This window comes from Deefgea piscis (assembly GCF_013284055.1).
Taxonomy (GTDB): domain Bacteria; phylum Pseudomonadota; class Gammaproteobacteria; order Burkholderiales; family Chitinibacteraceae; genus Deefgea; species Deefgea piscis.
Window position 1 is genome coordinate 1,064,219 of sequence record NZ_CP054143.1, and the last position, 17,587, is coordinate 1,081,805.

Consider the following 17,587-nt stretch of genomic DNA (forward strand, 5'->3'; position numbering starts at 1 on the left):
GTCGCTTAGGCTTGAAATTGCGCGATATTTTTTTGTAAATCCGCGACTAAGTCGAGTAACTGATCGGTTTCAAGACTGATTTGATTGACCGCATTGCTCGCAGTATCGATTTTATGATTAATTTCTTGCATGGCATTGGCAGTGTCTTGAATTGAAAGCGTTTCTTTTTGTGCTGCGCTGGCAATGCCCATTGATAAGACTTTCATTTCTGCGGTGTTTTGCACAATCGCATTTTGCCCTTCCATCGCACTGGCCACATCAATCGCCCCTTGATTCACCCCCTCGCTCACCTCATGCATGGCTTTGGCCGCTTCACTCGTTGCTTGCCCGATATGCTGCGTCATTTTGGCAATATCGGCAGTCGATGCAGTAGTGCGCTCAGCCAATTTGCGGACTTCATCGGCCACCACCGCAAACCCACGTCCAGTATCCCCAGCGCGAGCGGCTTCAATGGCGGCATTTAAGGCCAATAAATTGGTTTGATCGGCAATGTCTTTAATCACGGTGGCCATGCTATCGATGGCGGCAGCGGCTGAGCCCAACTCTTGAATCATGCTCGACGATTGCTGTGTGACGACCATCAAATTGGCGGTCGCATGGTGTGATCGCGACATACTGGCGTGCGCCTCATTGGCGGTTGCGGTCGTCGTTGTCGCACGCTCCGTTGTCAGATCGACACTATGCAAGACACTTTCAACCGATTCGGCCAATTGATCGGTAATCATTTTAATTTGATGCGCTTCTTGGCTGGCTTGACTGGCCAATTGACTGGTATTGGCACAGTGACCTTTGAGCTGATTCGACACGCGAGCTACTTCCGCTGCAGCGCGCTGAATTAAATTCACTGTTTGCGCTTGATTTTGAATTAATTGGTTCACTGCCTTGGCCATTTCACCCAGTTCATTGCTGCCTAAATCAGGTAAACGTCGGCGCAAATCACCATTCAGATTAGTCAAAAAGGTTTGCACCATAAAAATCGGTTGAGTAATCGCTCGGTTCACCAGCCAAATACCAATCAGCAATAAGCCAGTCGCAATAATCAATGAACTCCACACCCAAAGCTGGGCCTGCTTAATAATCGCGGCTTGCTCATCATTGGCCTGATGAATATTGTTTTCAATCAGTGAGCTAAATTTCTCCATGCTGCCTTCTAACCGGCCAAATACTTGAAAGAAATTTTGATACGCGGTGTGAGCATCGCCATCGTGCTTTTCAAATTTATCCGCAGTGACTTGCGCCATGCGCACATATTCAGCGAGATCGGGCTTTAGCGCATTTAAGGCTTCACGCTCCGTTGCTGGCAATTGCATCTGATCATTTTCAGCAATCAAACGGTTAAAGTTTTCTAGATGTTGTTTTAAACCCGCTTTTACTTCTTTGATTTCATCAGGGGCTGGATTAGCTTCCGCAAATATTCGATTCATATCCAATACATCGGCCCGAATCCCGTCATGCATCATATCGGCTTCGGTTTGATTTCTGAGCAAAGTCGTTCCCTTACTCACCGCCTCAATACTTTGCACCAGATGGATATTATTCAGATAGGCAATCGCCCCCACAAACAACATGCCAGCTAGGGCAAATAGCCCCAAAATCGTGATTTGCGTACGAATTTTCAGTTGATTCATCATGCAACCCCTTGAATCTAATCAATATAAACACTCACCCAATGATTGGTTTGAATTGGTTTAAATCGATGTGTTAGCAACCCTTTTTAGACTGCCTATCCAGTTATTGCAACGATTTTCTGACGTTAAACACAGTATAAATTTACTTAAAACTTATTTATTTCCGTGCGTTAAACAAAACAAATGGCCTTCTTTCGCAAGAAGGCCATCGGATGAATTCAATTGCTAAATGTTAATTGTTATACGCTTTCTCGCCGTGGCTAGACACATCCAATCCTTCGCGTTCTTCGTCTTCTTTCACCCGCAGACCAATGGTTATATCGACCAATTTATACGCCACAACCGCCACCGTGCCTGACCAAGCAATCGTCACTAACACACCCAATGCTTGGATTTTGACTTGATCGATAATGCTGTACGACGCAGCCACACCATTGCTCACGTAATCCCACACGCCAGTGCCACCCAGATCAGGGCTGGCAAATACGCCAGTCAAAATCGCACCGACAATGCCGCAAACGCCATGCACACCAAACACATCTAAAGAGTCATCCGCCCCCAATAAGCGTTTCAAGCCGTGCACGCCCCATAAACCAGCGGCACCCGCAATCACGCCCATCACCAAACCACCACCGACCCCGACAAAACCCGCTGCAGGGGTAATCACCACTAAGCCAGACACCGCACCCGATGCCGCGCCCAATAATGACGGTTTACCTTTCCATAACCACTCAATCAACAACCACGTCATTGCTGCCGCCGCCGGTGCCACCCAAGTGTTTACAAAAGCCAAAGCCGCAGTACCGTTGGCTTCGAGTGCCGAGCCGGCGTTAAAACCAAACCAACCAAACCACAATAATGAAGCACCAATCATGGTCATCGTTAAGCTATGTGGCGTCATTGGGTCGCGACCATAACCAATCCGTTTGCCAACAAAGTACGAACCAATCAAACCAGCCACTGCGGCATTAATATGCACCACCGTACCACCGGCAAAATCTAAAGCGCCATCTTGGAATAAAAACCCAGCCGTCGCCGCTGCAGCAGTTGCCGCCGCCGCACTAGTGTATGCATCAGGGCCGGCCCAGTACCAAACCATATGGGCGATTGGCAAATAAGAAAACGTAAACCACAGCACGCAAAATACTAATAATGCTGAAAACTTAATGCGTTCGGCAAACGATCCCACAATCAAACCGCAAGTAATCGCAGCAAATGCACCTTGAAACGCAATATAAATCAGCTCAGAAATACCAATGCCTTTATTAAACGTGGCGGCAATTGAATCTGGCGTAACGCCCTTGAGCAGTATTTTTGACGTAGAGCCAAAAAATGCATTGCCCTCAGTAAACGCCAAGCTATAGCCATAAATCACCCACAGCACGCTGATCAAGCTAAAGATACTAAATACTTGCATCAGCACCGACAGCATATTTTTGCTGCGCACCAAGCCACCATAAAACAGCGCCAAGCCAGGAATCGACATCAAAATCACTAAGGCCGTTGCTACAAACAACCAACTGTTATCGCCTTTATTCACCGTCATCACGGGCGCGGCAATTGCGGCAGCGGTGTTCTGAACGCTCACAGCCACTTCGACCACCGCCTCCATCGTTGCAGAGGCAGCACTGGCGGTTATCGCGTCAGCGGCAAAACTGGGGGCCGCCACCCACATGGCGGAAAACAAAGCTAAAGATGCGAGTATTTTTTTCATTTTCATGCGCTCCAGATCAAATCTATCGTGATGTATCGCTAGCGAATTATGATTTTTTGTTGATGTCGATGGCGATCAGCTCAATTTAAATTGCGGCGTCACCCGTTTCACTGGTACGAATGCGCACCACGTGCATCAAGTCAAAGACAAAGATTTTTCCATCACCGATTTTGCCGGTGTGGGCGGCTTTTTCAATCGCCTCTATCGCTTGCTCGAGCAATTCATCAGCAATCGCGATTTCTACTTTGACCTTGGGTAAAAAATCGACCACATATTCAGCACCCCGATACAACTCGGTATGTCCTTTTTGGCGACCGAAACCTTTTACCTCGGTCACAGTCAAACCCTGAACACCGATTGCTGAAAGGCCTTCACGAACTTCATCAAGCTTAAATGGCTTGATAATTGCGCTTACAAATTTCATGGTGTAACTCCTTATACAAACGGTCAGATTGATGAGGAGATTGTTAGCATGAAGCGTGCCAGCCTAGTTCAGCGCTGTTTATCATTGATTTAAATTCATCAGCCCCCAAGTTAGCACTGTTGCAGCGCAATATTTAAATCAAACGCACCGCGTGATGCTCCGTCTTGGTGCATGTAAATCAAACTGTTGTGAATTTGAATCTGCTAAACTGGATTCAACCATTGCCAATAACTGGAGAAAGTCATGTTAAAAGACAAATTTTTCGATGAAATCAGCAATAAAATCTCGGAAGCCATCGCCGCTAGCCCTGCAAAAGATATCGAAAAAAACGTGCGCGCCATGATGGGTTCGGCATTTAACAAAATGGATTTAGTCACCCGTGAAGAATTTGAAATCCAACAAGAAGTACTCGCCCGCACTCGCGAAACGCTGACCCAAATGGAAGCGCGCGTTGCAGATCTTGAAATGCGGCTGCAGACCAACAACCCGCAAGATGGCATATAAAACTGACACGCCTGTAATATATGCAACAAATCAATAAGAAACCGAGCCATGTGCTCGGTTTTTTTGTACCATGAAAAAAACAACGACAAAAGAGATCGCCATGTCTGCCGCCGACGCCCGACTCAATCCAGAACCCTGCGCCTCCACTTTCTACTTAAGCTACGCCAGCATTCTCGATCTCGACCGTTTAGCCCCGTTATTTAATGCCTATCGTCAGTTTCATGGCTGCCCAGATAATGAGGCCGAAGCACGCGCTTTTTTAGCGGAACGACTAGCGACTGGGGACTCCAAAATTTATTTGGCGCGCAATAGTGCCGGCGAAACCCTCGCCTTTGCGCAAGTCTTTGCCTGCTTTTCATCGATTGCTTTGTGTCGGAGTTGGGTACTCAATGATTTGTATGTGCAACCGGCTTATCGTGGTCAGCACGTTGGCGAAGCCTTATTGGCTCAAGTTGAAAAAGAAGCGCAAGCAGCCGGTATCGGCATGCTGATGATGGAAACTGGCCCCGAAAACGTTCGCGCCCACCGTATTTATCAAAAAATGGGTTATGCCCGCGAAATGGGTTATTTGCATTTTGTTCGTCGCCTTAACGAATAACGACAAATGCGGGTTATTCGAGCAAACATTTGGCCGTTATCGACGCAACGCGCGAACGCTACACGCCAAAAATTCTGAGCAAAGTCATTGATCAATCAGATAGACATTCAATTTTAATCTTCAGCAGGCAAAATACTCAGATTGCTCGTTTTCAATCTTAGGTTTTGCTCGTGGCGCAAGAAGTACTGAATTTTATAGATAAAGAAATTGCCGCTGGATGCGGATTGCTACAAGCCATGCAAGCGGCTGAGCGAGAATTCAATCTGAGCTCAAAACAGGTGTATAACCTGCTGCCTTATTTCGATCGCCGCATGTATTAAGATACATGGGTAGTGTATGGGGGCGAAGCGGGCCGATAAGCCGGGTCCTGTCCAGATGTTGCCATCCGTGACCATCATTCCTCTAGGCACACCATTACTGATGCGCTCAAGCAACCTACCCGTAGACTCAGCGAGCAGCTTCAACGCCTACTGCTTGGTCTTGCTCCGAATGGGGTTTACCCTGCCAGCGACTGTTACCAGCGCCGCGGTGCGCTCTTACCGACCCCTTTACGGGGCTCCTCTGACGAGGACACCTTTTCACCCTTACCGATGACTCAATCCCAATCGCTTCAATCGATTGTTCAACTTGGGCCACTGGCGGTTCAGCTCTCTGTTGCACTTTCCGTCGGCTCACGCCGCCTGGTCGTTAACCAGCATTCTGCTCTATGGAGCCCGGACTTTCCTCCCCCGCCAGCATTACACTGGCAGCAGCGATGGTCTGTCCCGCTTCGCGGTGGCGATTATCACCGCTATACCGACTCAGGGCAAGTAAAGATCACCCAAGCGGCCCAAGCCACGTTGATCGCCTTAACGCCATTCCACCAATGAAACACCAATGGCCGCGCCGCTATTGTGGAAATTATAGTTTTGCAATGAATCGCCCCAGCCATTAAAAGCCTGCACATAACCATGCAATTTACCGGTAATCGGGAAGGCCCATTCCAGCTGAATATTCGATCGATTTGGCGTGCCGCTACCAAATTTTAAATTATTGCGCCAAGTGAGTGAGAACACATGGTTCTGCCACGGATAAACCACCACCGTTTCTACCCGCCCAACGTAATCACTAATATCTGGATTATTGTCAGTACTGGCTGGCTCAGGAACGCGCCACCACGGCTTGATCAGCACCGATACATCGCCCGAAGTCAGACCAAAACTGGCATATAAGCGGTTCCACGAGCGCGACAGTGGATTGGTTTGGCCATTGGATTGATGCATCGCGCCCAAATTAATCATGCGTAATTTGAGCCATTCTGGCCCAGCTTGCACTGGGAAAGTCGCCCATAATTCAGGTTGATAATCGGTTTCTCTAAACGGCGAAGAATTCTGGCTATCGTAGGCCTGCCAGTAACTTTGCTGGGTATAAGCGCCCCACACATCAACATCGGAGCCAAACGCGTCTTGCACCAATTTGGTTTTAAACGAGAGCTGAAACTTGGTTTCTACCTTGCCATAATCTTGATCGCCACGGTGCGAGCAATTAAGCGGATTGGGTGAGCAAGGATCGTTATTGACTCTTTTACGCCATGAAACGGGCAAAATATACACCGGCTGATACGGCTTAATATTAAAGACGCCGTCTTGGTCTTGCGCTGATAATTCCCAGCGCTGAGAAAACGTTTCTGCCGTGCTCACAGGCTGAGCGGGCGTAGCTAGCGTTGTCGCTGCCGGAGCGACTGGTATTGCCGCAATTGGCTCAACCACGCTGGGTTGTTGCGACGGTTGTTTTGCCAATTGGTCATAACAAGCCAGACGGTTTTGATTGTCTGCAATCTGTTGGCAAGCCGCCAAATCAGTCGCTTGCGCCGAGGCCGCCGCCAGTAAGGCCGCTAAACTCAAGATTGCTTTCATTTTTTCACCTTAAAGCCCTTAGCAAACAAGGGCGTGTTCATTGTGCAAAAATCATAACATCGCGCGCTTTGCAACGTGCTGCTACGCTGCAAAGCGTTCAGATTTCGCTACAAATTCCACACCACTATTCGGCTAGCCCTGCGGACTCATGCGTTTTAATTGGCAAACCCGTCGCTTGAGACAAAGCCTCAGCGAGTGCCTGCGCTTTGGCCATATTACTCGCCGTGGCGGAAAAATTAGCAAAGGCGAACCGCTCACCTTCGTCACCGGTGCCCGAGAGAATCACCCACACGGTATCTTTACGAAACAGATTCGGATCTTGCTCAAAATGAATTTCGCTAAAAGCACTCAAGGGCGTGGTTTTTTTCCACAGCACCAGCAGACCCAATAAGCAAAAACGGCGTTCAAACTGCCCGTTTTCAAAGCGCTGCTCGCTAGGCAGCGCCCAAAACAGCACAATCCCAGCCAAAATCGAGTAATAAAACAGGCCAAAAAAGTGATTTTCAAACTGCGTTGATTCAATCAATGGCAGCCCCCAAATGCCCGCTGCAAATAAGGCCACGCCGGTGATCCACCACGCAGGCGCGCTCACGCCACGTTGAACAACAATTGCATCGCCCATTACACCAGCTTCCATTGCACCAACTCACCGGCGCGCAATGGCACCACCACGCTATCGGCAAAAGCGTATTCCGTCGGCACTACCCAGCTTTCTTTACGCAAGGTCACGGTTTCGCTACTCACTGGCAAGCCATAAAACGCTGAGCCATTCTGGCTGGCAAACGCCTCCAAACGATCGAGCTTACCGGCTAAATCGAACACTTCGGCATACAGTGGCAACGCGGCGTGGGCGGTATACATGCCGGCACAACCACAGGCGGTTTCTTTCGCGCCTTTAGCATGCGGAGCGCTGTCGGTACCCAAAAAGAATTTATGGTTGTCATCGGCCGTTACTGCTTTCACCAAGGCTTGGCGATGAATTTCACGTTTTAAAATCGGCAGACAATACAGATGCGGGCGAATGCCACCAACGAGCATGGCATTTCGATTCATCAATAAATGATGCGCCGTCACGGTTGCGGCCACATTGTCTGGCGCACCAGTAACAAAGTCAGCGGCATCTTTAGTGGTGATGTGCTCAAAAACGACTTTGAGGTTGGGGAATTTGGCCAATAGCGGCTGCATAATGCGATCGATAAACACCGCTTCACGATCAAAAATATCGATTTCACTATCGACCACTTCACCATGCACCAAAAACGGTAACCCGAGTTCGGCCATTTTTTCAATTGCTGGTAAAACCTTATTCACGTCGGTACAACCGGCATCCGAATTGGTCGTCGCGCCAGCTGGGTAGAGCTTAACGCCATGCACAAAGCCACTGGCTTTGGCGGCGACAATATCGGCCGCAGTGGTGTTATCGGTTAAATATAAAGTCATCAAAGGCTGAAACGATTGCCCTGCTGGCACCGCAGCCAAAATGCGCTGGCGATACTCGCCAGCTAAAGCGACATTGGTCACCGGCGGTTTTAAGTTGGGCATCACAATAGCGCGGCCAAATTCACGCACGGTATGCGGCAAAACGCTCGCCAAACCGGCGCCATCGCGCAGGTGTAAATGCCAATCATCAGGACGAGCGATGGTGATGGTTTGCGTCATGTTTTTTCCTTTTTAACAGTCAATTTCCGCCACCTTAGGATTCATCCATTTGCGGCAGCGTAGCTATATATCAATGTATTGGCAGGCAACCCTTGATTGATAAGGGCTACCTGCCAATACCTGAGTTATTCAGGTCATATTCAGATTTAGTGTTGATGCTGTGCCGCGCTCGTCGAGCTGGGGTTTAAAAACCCGTCTAAGCGCACCGAGTGCGTCAGAGACAAACGGTTTTATCGTTTGGCTCACGACAATCGAGGGCACAGCGGAGCTGGGCGCGCTCGGGTCGCCTTTCTTTTCCCCCATTTTCTTTGGCGAGTCAAAGAAAATGGGGTCCCCGTCGCGGACTGCGACTGTAAAACAATGTGCCGTAGGCACTTAAAATCATCAACACATAATCTGAACATCGCCGTTATTCATCTAAATTAGGATCATTCAACATCGCTCGAGCTCAGTTTGCGCTGATGCCTAGCCTGATCCAGTCAGCAATGGCGGCTTTTTATTCCGCACGTTTTTTAATCAAAAACAAAAATCGGGTTTCTTCTTGCCATTGCTCGAGCAACTCATTACCGGTTTGCCGACAAAATGCCGCGAAATCGGTTGGCGTAGCTGGATCGGTGCAGGTCACTTGAACGATCTCTCCGCCCGCCAAGGTGGCCAGCGCTTTTTTGGTGCGCAATATCGGTAGTGGGCAATTGAGTCCCGATAAATCAATCGTTAATTGCGGGTGAATGCGAGCAGTCATGAGCGCAGATCCAAGCGAACAAAACGCCATTGTACCGAAGTCAATCCTACCTGTTGCAATCAATCCCACCTCAAGCTTGAGGCAAATTTGCGGCGCTTAAGTTTCACTTCATACAAAGCGGTTTAAATAGCGTCATCAAATCAAAACCACTATGGAAAACGCATTATGAAACTCATGACTTTCTTCGCCGCTGCCACTCTTGCCGCTTCAACACTGAGCTTTGCCAGTAGCAATGATTGCGCCCCGCATCCTCGTGAGCAATGGGTGAGCGCTGCCGAAGCCAAAACCAAAATTGAAGCGCAGGGTTACAGTATTTCTAGCTTCAAAGTCTCTGACGGCTGCTATGAAATCAAAGGCCGCAATAAAGACAATCAACGCGTTGAAGTTTCGTTCGATCCAAAAACTTTAGAAATGGTTGAGTTTGAGCACGAAAGTTTTTTTGATTAAGACTGCCGACTGCGCAAGCAGTGGCTGGCGCAATCCCATCGCTCGGTCAGTACTAATCACAGTAACTACAATTAAAACGTAATTAAATATGCAAGATGAATAACTCTTAATTTTCGCTTAACTGAAGCATGTTGAAATACATTTGTTGTTCCTACCACCACCGGAGAATCACCATGAAAGTACTTACTGCATTAGCCTTCACTGCACTGGCCGCCTCTTCTCTTAGTTTTGCCGGTGCCAACTGCACCCCACATCCAAAAGCTGAATGGTTAAAGCCGAGCGAAGCAACGGCCAAAATCGAAGCGATGGGTTACAAAATCAAAAAATTTAAAACCTCGGGCGAATGCTACGAAATCTACGGCCACAATAAAGAAGGCAAAAAAGCTGAAGTGTATTTCGACACCAAAACCTTAGCCATTGTGAAATCTGAAATCGGCGATTAATCCCAAAGGTATTGGCTTGCAGCCTTTGTTATTTAAAAATTACAAGCCAATACCCATTCAATATCACCAGCACGGCCAGCCTCATTTGCAATATACCAAAGCCACTCAAGTGCTGATTCGATAAGGAACTGCAAAATGCAAAAAATCAAAGTGTGGGATCCCGTGGTTCGGGTATTGCATTGGAGCTTAGCAATTGCAGTACTGGGTAATTTTTTGAATGAAGAAGGCGATCTTATCCATCGCTGGGAAGGCTATGCCGCGGTCGGCATCGTCATCAGCCGCATTATTTGGGGTTTTATTGGCAGCGAACATGCACGCTTTAGCAGCTGGTTCCCCACGCCGACTACGCTGAAAAGCTATCTGGCAGCGCAATTGCGCGGTGAGCATCCGCGATTTCTAGGGCATAACCCCGCAGGCGCGGTCATGATGCTGTTTTTATTGCTGATGGTCTTATCCTTAGGCGCCACAGGCTATATGATGGGTAGCGATGCTTTTTTTGGCGAAGAATGGCTAGAAACCCTGCATGAAACGCTCGCCTATACCTTACTGACTGGGGTTGGTCTGCATGTTGCTGCCGCGATTTTTGAAAGCTGGCGCCATCGAGAAAACCTACCCGCAGCCATGCTACATGGTTACAAACGAGCGAATACATCGCCAAAACCTCACGACATAAGGCATTAAGCAATCGCGGCAGCTTGGTCTGCCGCGATGTACTGATGGCGACTCGGGACTCAAACATGCGTATTTTATTAGTCGAAGACGATTTATTACTCGGTGAAGGCATACAAGACGGCCTGGTTGACGCGGGCTTTGTCGTCGATTGGTTTAAAGATGGCGAAGCCGGTCGTACTGCACTGCAAACCGAGCATAGCTTTGACTTAGTGGTGCTCGATATTGCGATGCCGCGACTCGATGGTCTGAGCTTATTGGCATGGATACGCCGCAATTTGGGTAATTTACCGGTGCTACTACTCACCGCGCGCGACTCGATAGAAGATCGCATCACTGGGCTTGATGCCGGTGCCGATGATTATTTAGTCAAACCGTTTGCGCTTGGCGAACTGATCGCACGTTTGCACGCCTTATTACGCCGCGCCCATGGTCGCAGCGAAAACAGCCTCACATGGCAAAGCATTGTGCTTGATCCCGCACATAAAACCGCCAGCAAAGATGGTATACCGCTCGATTTAACGGCGATGGAATTTAAACTGCTGCATTTACTAATGGCCAACTACCCGCATTATTTATCCCGCAGTCAATTCGACGAAAAGCTCTACGGCTGGCAAGGCGAAATTGAGAGCAATACGCTGGATGTACATCTGTCTCATCTGAGAAAAAAACTCGGCAGCGAAGTCATCCGTAATGTCCGTAATCTTGGCTGGCGCTTGGAGTCCAATTGATACATCGCATTCAACACTGGTTAAAGCATTCACTCGCAACGCGCTTAACGCTACTCATTCTGCTGGCGACCATCATCGCTTGGAGTGGTTTTAGCGCCGTCTTACTCTACGAAGCACGCAAAGAAACCGCCGAAGTACTCGACGATCAACTCACCGCCTACGCCGATTTGTTATGGCAAAACTTAGGCGGCGAAGATGATTTGCGCTCAAATAATAATCAAGACAATGATTACCATGATGAGCTGGCTTTCGCGGTTTACCATTTAGACGGTCGGCTGGTCACGGCTAGCCAACAGCGCCCTTTCCCGCTGCAGCCCAGTGCGTCGAAAAAACCGTATTCCATCAACTTAAACGGCAAAGAATGGCAAATTACCGTGCGCTCGGGCGAAAACCACCAGCTGATTGTCGGTGAGCCACTGAAAAATCAACTCAAAATTGCCAAAGAACTCAGCGAGCATCTGCTCGAAATTGCGCTGTGGGCGCTGCTGTTGTTATTGCCGCTATTGTATTTTGCGATTCGGCAAGGCCTCAAACCACTCAAAATCGTTGATGCCGAATTAGCTCGCCGCGCGCCAAATAATTTAGACGCACTCAATATTGTCGTTCCCAGTGAAATCGCTCCGCTGCGTGACCGACTCAATACCTTGTTTGCCCAAGTCAACCAAACACTCGCCCGCGAGCGACGCTTTACCGCTGACGCGGCCCATGAGCTACGCACGCCATTGGCCGGTTTACGCGTGCAAATTGAATTAGCACAAAGTAGCCCACGCCCAGAAACGCGCGAAAAAGCGCTCGGCAAAGCCATACACGGTGTTGATCGAACCACGCGTTTGGTCACCCAGCTGTTGGCGCTCTCGCGCTTAGATCATGGTGAAACGCCGCAATTTGAAGCCATATCACTCAGCGATCTCGCACGTAGCGCTTTACTGGAAGCCAATTTGCCAGCCGATGAAGCCCATTTAAGCATTGAGCAGCCCTGCGCTTTAATCGGCCAACCATTATTGCTGGGCTTATTACTGAGAAATTTACTGGAAAATGCCAAGCATTATGCCGGCCCAGACGCCGAGATTGTGATCCAGATTCGCGGCGCAACACTCAGCGTTTGCGATAATGGCCCGGGCGTGAGCAGTGATGATTTAGCCCGCATTGGCGAACGTTTTTATCGCCCTGCCGGGCAAAGCCAGCCCGGGGCAGGTTTAGGTTTATCGATTGTGCGCCGAATTGCTGATTTGCATCAGGCCGAGTTCAAAATCAGCAACCGCGACTCCGGTGGATTTTGCGCCGAGATCCGCTTTCAGCGTGAAGCGCAATAAACAACATTGAGGCAGCTCGCTGAACTTGTTACGATGCTGCCTTTACTCTCGATTGGACTCACGACGATGCATAAAATCCTGCTGTTGACTTGTTTGCTTGCTGGATTGGTGCAGGCGGCAGAATACGAGACCCACACTCCGGACAATATTGAAGCTGGTGAAGGCGATGGCTTAATGGGCTTTTTTAAAAATAAAGCCCCAGTGATTCCGGCGGAGCAAGAGATTCAATACCCAGATTTAGCCACGCTCAAACAATGGGCTCCAGTTAAATTTGCACAAGAAATTAAAAACAATAATTACTATCTATCCCTTGATAGCTTAAGCCTCGGGCCTGATCGGATTGTGCGCTATGTCATCGCCGTGACGCCCAAAGCCGGTGGTCCAAAAAATATCTTATTTGAAGGCATTGATTGCAAAACTAACCAATACCGCACTTATGCTTGGGGCAATCCCAATAAGAATGAATGGCAAAAAAGCACGCAAGTGAAATGGAAGCCATTAAGTAAAAATCAATACAATGCTTGGCAAGGTAGCTTATCGGATAATTTCTGCCAGATGGGTGATCCTTGGCCGGTTGAAACCATTCGCAAAGACTTCACCGTCGACAAGCAAGCCGGTGATTGCTTAGGTTGCCGCGCTAAATAATTTAATCCCTCCGGTCTGTTGTTCGCAAAAATCTAAACGGCAACAGCCCCACGCTCAATTCGCGACGCTAGCATTTATTGCGCTTCACATACCAGATCAGGTAGCAGCTCAGCAAAAGCCGCCTGATATTTTTCGGCCAATTCACGCTCAGTAAAATGATGATTTTGCCCACCGCGCTGCGCGACTTTCAAGCTACCTAACAAACTAGCCAAACGCCCAATTTGCGGCCAATCCCAACCGCGACTCAATCCATGCAGCAGCCCGGCGCGAAACGCGTCGCCACAACCGGTTGGATCTAGAATCTCAGACGCAGCCACTGCGGGGATTTGATGACAAACACCGTCCGTATAGATTTTCGCCCCCTGAGCCCCCAAGGTGACGATCAGCGCTTGAACTTGCGCGGCAATTTCCAGCAGGCTAAGCCCGGTACTCGTGCACAGCATTTCAGCTTCATAGTCATTCACGGTGACATAACTGGCTAAAGCCAACATGGCTTTGAGCTCTTCACCGTTAAACATCGGTAAGCCTTGGCCGGGATCAAAAATAAACGGGATTTTCGCTGCGGCCAATTGCTGGCAATGTTGCTGCATCCCCGCCTTGCCATCGGGCGAAACAATGGCGATGTCGATCGGCTCTCGCACCACATTCACCATATTCAAATGCGAGCCATTCATCGCGCCCGGATGAAATGCGGTAATTTGGTTGTCGTCTAAATCGGTCGTAATAAAGCACTGGGCAGTGAAGCCCTCTTGCTCCTGAATATAATCGCGGCGAATCTGCTGACGATCTAAAAATTCGGCATAAGGACCAAAGTCTTGCCCCACGGTCGCCATAATTAACGGCTCAGAACCGAGCATTTTCAGCGTGTACGCAATATTGCCAGCGCAGCCGCCCAATTCGCGCCGCATTTCTGGCACTAAAAATGACACCGATAAGATATGAATCTGCTCGGGCAAAATATGCTGCTTAAAATATCCGGGAAAAATCATAATCGTGTCATAAGCCATTGAGCCACAAATTAACGCTGCCATCTTGCTCTCCTGATTTCGATTAAACGGATTTCATCATCACTTTACGGCAGGCCGAAACACATTATCGTTCGTCATTCGCCGGTTAATTCTGTCTGTATTCATACACCAAGTTTCTATTACTCGTGCATATTCCTAGGGTTTTAATGTATTTTTACATCATGGGAATAATTCTTTCATCAACTGTCATTTTAATCTTAGCGACCTTGAGCAGCGTATTTGCCATTGCGCAGTACGCGCTACTAGTTCGCGCGCATCATTCCGAGCGAGGATTAAGCACGCTGGCCTATGGCGGCACGCTGCATGCATTGGCCACACTGGCTTACGCATTAAGCTTGGGTAGCCGCTATAACACGCTGATTGCGCCAATATTAATTGCCGGTTTACTGGTTTTACTCGCAGGAACTCGGCGGTTTTTTGCCCGCCCGGCCTTACTTGGGCACTGGGCATGGAGTTTAGTCATCAGTGGCATCATCCTTAGCGCCCAATGGCTAACCAGCCTTAATCAATATCAGGCTTGGGTATTGCAATGCCTCACCCTATTACCACTCTTACTGCGAATCGCTTACGAAGCACGCCACGCCGATAACGATGAGCATTGGTCGCTACCTCGGCAAGTATTAATTCTTATTTGGTTGGGCTATGCCGGCATGGTGGTATTTTTAATCTGCCTACCCGCCTACTCGTTGCAAAATGCGCTATTAATCACCTTATTAATGAGCAATTTGGCCTTGCCATATAGTTATCACAACACGCTGTCACATCGACTACACACCCGCTTAATTAAGCTCAATCGTTACGATGCGCTAACCGGATTATTCAATCGGCGCGGGATTGAGGAATACACGCTACGTGAGCTGCGCCGCACCCAAAAATACCGCCAGCCATTGGCGATTATTGGCGTGAATATCAAGCAATTTCATGAAATCAATCAGCGCTATGGTTTTGCCGCTGGCGACATGGCACTCAAAAAAGTCGCCCGTAGCTTAAAATCTATCGCCGCCACGACCTACCCTAGCGGTATTGGGCGCTTTACCGGTAATGATTTTATTTTGATCTTGAGTAATATGCCGATTCAGCAGGTTCGTAACACCATGCTAGAAATCGAGCTTGCAATAAATAGCTTACAAATTGACCACAGCGATAGCAGCTTTCATCTAGGCTGTGTCATTGACGTCGTGCGTGCCGGTGTTCACGGCGACAATGCCAATCAATTGCTAATGGCGCTGCAAGCCGCTATCGAACAACGCAAAAACACCAAGCAGCTCAGCAACAAAGCGCCACTCTCCCCAGCTGAAGTTGCTTAATACAATGGTATTGATCTGTAGCTCTTATATTGCATCAACTACAAAGCAATACCCATATATATTTGGTAATGTTCAAATTTGGTGTTGATGCTATACCGCAGCGTGGCCACTTATTTTTTATTTTCTGCCGCAGACTCAACGCGATTGCGGCCATTACTTTTGGCTTGATACAGCGCTGTATCTACCCGCTGCATCCATTCATCAAACGAATCAGTCACTTGAAAAGCCGATAAACCAATACTGATGGTTAATGTTTGTCGATGCGGAAAATTCGCGCTGGCAATGTATTGGCGTAATTTTTCCGCCAAGAAACCTGCCTGTTCCAACGTCACGCCAGGAACTAACAACACAAACTCTTCACCGCCCCAACGAAATAAAGTATCACTGGGGCGAACCTGACTTTTCACCAGCTCAGCCAAACGCACTAAGACCAAATCACCCATAGGATGGCCAAATTGATCATTCACCCGCTTAAAAAAATCAATATCGAGCATCAATAAGCAAACTTGTTGCCCATAGCGAATCGCACGCGACATCTCGGCATATACCATTTGCTCAAACTGCCGTCGATTTCCGCAGCCTGTTAAAGCATCGGTTTCTGCGTCATGAATCAAGCTGCGATTGGCATCAAGCAAGCGCGAATTAACCATCTCAAACGCGACACGCAATTCAGATAATGTGGCTTCACTTTGTTGGCGCAAGCTAGTTTGCGCCGCTAATAGCTGCGCCGTTTGCTGCTTTTCGTCCCTGACCGTATTTAATTCCGACTGTTGTTGCAAGCTTTGACTTTGCTTGGCCTGCCGCCGCGCCAAACAAAAATCTTCTATCGGCTGCAATGCCGAATCACGGCAAGCCTCTACATGCGCCGCGCTCTCGTAACGCCGTAGTAATTGTAAGGTTTTATCCTGCCAATTTTGAACATTGCGTCTGGCCAAGTAAAACACCCCCAGCAGCGCCAAGATAAAAATCAGCGCCAAACCAAAGCCTAATATTTGGCGCGCCGTTTGGTACGCTGCAACGTCAAAATTAACCGCCAAAATCAAATTGCTGTACGCCAGCTGGGGATCAATAGGCAAAGCCAGATAATATCGACCCTGCCGATCTTGCACTGCTTGAGTACTTAATAGCGGCGGTTGCGTAGCAAGTCGCTGCTCAGTAAAAATGGAATAATAACCCTGCGGCCCTTGCAACAAAATATCCAGCTCGCTGGACAATAAATTCGCGCTTGGCTGATGAAATAAGGCATCAAATACCGCCACGTGATCATGCTGACGCTGCAGCAATGATTTCAACTCCACCGCCGTAATTAACCAAAAGGCCTGCTTCGCTGGGGCATAAAAATGATAAACCGTTAGCTTTCCGGTCTTGGCCGAAATCGCCAAATGATTTTTTATCACGCTAGCGCTACCGATTTTTTTCCGTAGTTGCTCATTGAGCAGCGTAGATTTTTTCCAGCTCTCATCGGCGTTTTCGCCTGCCGTAGCACCAATCATCATGGCGCTTTGCGGATAATAAATTGAGGCACTGTCGAGCTGTAAGGCTTTGGCCAGTTGCTGCAAAGCCAACGGATGGGTGGCCAAAGCGCCGTTAATACGTGGCCATACCGCATCAATCGATGCCGGTGAAAAACTCAACTGTTGCTGATCGTGTTCAAGGATTTGATTGAGACGAGCAAATTGCATTCGCGACTGCGCTTGTAGCTTTTGCAAAGCGAGCTCGACTTGCTGCGTTTCTAAATAATGCAAGACGCCATAGCTCAAGCCAGTCACCGCCAGCAGTAACATAACCAGAGCCAATAGCCAAGAAACCCACATTCGCTGTATCACATCTAAACCATAGC

Annotated in this window: 19 protein-coding genes and 1 other RNA gene; 10 read left to right on the forward strand and 10 right to left on the reverse strand. The window is 48.5% G+C overall.

Annotated elements, in window-relative coordinates:
- Window positions 1–5 precede the first annotated feature (5 nt).
- The 3 genes from HQN60_RS05135 to glnK all read right to left on the reverse strand — a co-directional run bounded on the left by HQN60_RS05135 (window position 6) and on the right by glnK (window position 3,766).
- Window positions 6–1,631 (reverse strand): methyl-accepting chemotaxis protein, encoded by a 1,626-nt coding sequence (locus tag HQN60_RS05135; RefSeq protein WP_173532652.1) that lies wholly within the window; start codon window positions 1,629–1,631, stop codon window positions 6–8.
- Window positions 1,632–1,860: 229 nt separating this feature from the next.
- On the reverse strand, window positions 1,861–3,342 hold the full coding sequence (gene amt / locus HQN60_RS05140; protein ID WP_173532653.1) for an ammonium transporter: 1,482 nt from the start codon (window positions 3,340–3,342) through the stop codon (window positions 1,861–1,863).
- An 85-nt stretch (window positions 3,343–3,427) separates the two neighbouring features.
- Complete coding sequence (gene glnK / locus HQN60_RS05145) at window positions 3,428–3,766, reverse strand: P-II family nitrogen regulator (RefSeq protein ID WP_173532654.1); 339 nt, start codon at window positions 3,764–3,766, stop codon at window positions 3,428–3,430.
- Window positions 3,767–4,009: 243 nt separating this feature from the next.
- Here glnK and HQN60_RS05150 point away from each other — a divergent pair, with 243 nt between their 5' ends.
- The 3 genes from HQN60_RS05150 (at window position 4,010) to HQN60_RS05160 (ending at window position 5,188) form a co-directional block, all read left to right on the forward strand.
- On the forward strand, window positions 4,010–4,270 hold the full coding sequence (locus tag HQN60_RS05150; protein ID WP_173532655.1) for an accessory factor UbiK family protein: 261 nt from the start codon (window positions 4,010–4,012) through the stop codon (window positions 4,268–4,270).
- A gap of 100 nt (window positions 4,271–4,370) precedes the next feature.
- Window positions 4,371–4,868, forward strand: coding sequence for a GNAT family N-acetyltransferase (locus tag HQN60_RS05155; RefSeq protein WP_173532656.1), 498 nt, complete (start codon window positions 4,371–4,373; stop codon window positions 4,866–4,868).
- Between the two features lie 170 nt (window positions 4,869–5,038).
- Window positions 5,039–5,188: a hypothetical protein gene (locus HQN60_RS05160; RefSeq protein WP_173532657.1), complete on the forward strand. Its 150-nt coding sequence runs from the start codon at window positions 5,039–5,041 to the stop codon at window positions 5,186–5,188.
- A gap of 20 nt (window positions 5,189–5,208) precedes the next feature.
- Here HQN60_RS05160 and rnpB read toward each other — a convergent pair.
- The 5 genes from rnpB to HQN60_RS05185 all read right to left on the reverse strand — a co-directional run bounded on the left by rnpB (window position 5,209) and on the right by HQN60_RS05185 (window position 9,152).
- An RNA gene (rnpB, locus tag HQN60_RS05165) (RNase P RNA component class A) lies at window positions 5,209–5,639 on the reverse strand.
- 77 nt (window positions 5,640–5,716) lie between these two features.
- Window positions 5,717–6,763, reverse strand: coding sequence for a phospholipase A (locus HQN60_RS05170; protein ID WP_173532658.1), 1,047 nt, complete (start codon window positions 6,761–6,763; stop codon window positions 5,717–5,719).
- Window positions 6,764–6,887: 124 nt separating this feature from the next.
- The gene (locus HQN60_RS05175; protein WP_173532659.1) at window positions 6,888–7,400 is read right to left on the reverse strand and encodes a hypothetical protein; all 513 of its coding nucleotides are present in this window, start codon (window positions 7,398–7,400) and stop codon (window positions 6,888–6,890) included.
- Window positions 7,385–8,422 carry a dihydroorotase gene (gene pyrC / locus HQN60_RS05180; RefSeq protein WP_173532660.1) on the reverse strand — a complete coding sequence of 346 codons (1,038 nt, stop codon included), beginning with the start codon at window positions 8,420–8,422 and terminating at the stop codon, window positions 7,385–7,387. The genes HQN60_RS05175 and pyrC overlap by 16 nt, the downstream gene beginning before the upstream one ends.
- 496 nt (window positions 8,423–8,918) lie before the next feature.
- On the reverse strand, window positions 8,919–9,152 hold the full coding sequence (locus tag HQN60_RS05185) for a sulfurtransferase TusA family protein (protein WP_173534606.1): 234 nt from the start codon (window positions 9,150–9,152) through the stop codon (window positions 8,919–8,921).
- 177 nt (window positions 9,153–9,329) lie between these two features.
- Between HQN60_RS05185 and HQN60_RS05190 the strand changes: the two genes are divergently transcribed.
- The 6 genes from HQN60_RS05190 to HQN60_RS05215 all read left to right on the forward strand — a co-directional run bounded on the left by HQN60_RS05190 (window position 9,330) and on the right by HQN60_RS05215 (window position 13,412).
- Entirely contained in the window at window positions 9,330–9,611 is a 282-nt protein-coding gene (locus HQN60_RS05190; protein WP_217390253.1) for a PepSY domain-containing protein, read from the forward strand.
- Window positions 9,612–9,784: 173 nt separating this feature from the next.
- Window positions 9,785–10,054 carry a PepSY domain-containing protein gene (locus HQN60_RS05195; RefSeq protein ID WP_173532661.1) on the forward strand — a complete coding sequence of 90 codons (270 nt, stop codon included), beginning with the start codon at window positions 9,785–9,787 and terminating at the stop codon, window positions 10,052–10,054.
- A gap of 135 nt (window positions 10,055–10,189) precedes the next feature.
- Window positions 10,190–10,735, forward strand: a complete 546-nt coding sequence (locus HQN60_RS05200; protein WP_173532662.1) for a cytochrome b/b6 domain-containing protein — start codon at window positions 10,190–10,192, stop codon at window positions 10,733–10,735.
- A 56-nt stretch (window positions 10,736–10,791) separates the two neighbouring features.
- Entirely contained in the window at window positions 10,792–11,454 is a 663-nt protein-coding gene (locus tag HQN60_RS05205) for a response regulator (protein WP_173532663.1), read from the forward strand.
- Window positions 11,451–12,767, forward strand: coding sequence for an ATP-binding protein (locus HQN60_RS05210; protein WP_173532664.1), 1,317 nt, complete (start codon window positions 11,451–11,453; stop codon window positions 12,765–12,767). The genes HQN60_RS05205 and HQN60_RS05210 overlap by 4 nt, the downstream gene beginning before the upstream one ends.
- Window positions 12,768–12,833: 66 nt before the next feature.
- Window positions 12,834–13,412, forward strand: a complete 579-nt coding sequence (locus HQN60_RS05215) for a CNP1-like family protein (protein ID WP_173532665.1) — start codon at window positions 12,834–12,836, stop codon at window positions 13,410–13,412.
- Window positions 13,413–13,486: 74 nt separating this feature from the next.
- On the opposite strand, the gene HQN60_RS05220 is transcribed toward HQN60_RS05215, so the two are convergent.
- Entirely contained in the window at window positions 13,487–14,443 is a 957-nt protein-coding gene (locus tag HQN60_RS05220; protein ID WP_173532666.1) for a carbohydrate kinase family protein, read from the reverse strand.
- Window positions 14,444–14,601: 158 nt separating this feature from the next.
- Between HQN60_RS05220 and HQN60_RS05225 the strand changes: the two genes are divergently transcribed.
- The gene (locus HQN60_RS05225) at window positions 14,602–15,747 is read left to right on the forward strand and encodes a GGDEF domain-containing protein (protein ID WP_173532667.1); all 1,146 of its coding nucleotides are present in this window, start codon (window positions 14,602–14,604) and stop codon (window positions 15,745–15,747) included.
- 110 nt (window positions 15,748–15,857) lie between these two features.
- Here the strand turns inward: HQN60_RS05225 and HQN60_RS05230 are convergent, their stop codons facing one another.
- Entirely contained in the window at window positions 15,858–17,531 is a 1,674-nt protein-coding gene (locus HQN60_RS05230; RefSeq protein WP_173532668.1) for a GGDEF domain-containing protein, read from the reverse strand.
- Between the last annotated feature and the right edge of the window lie 56 nt (window positions 17,532–17,587).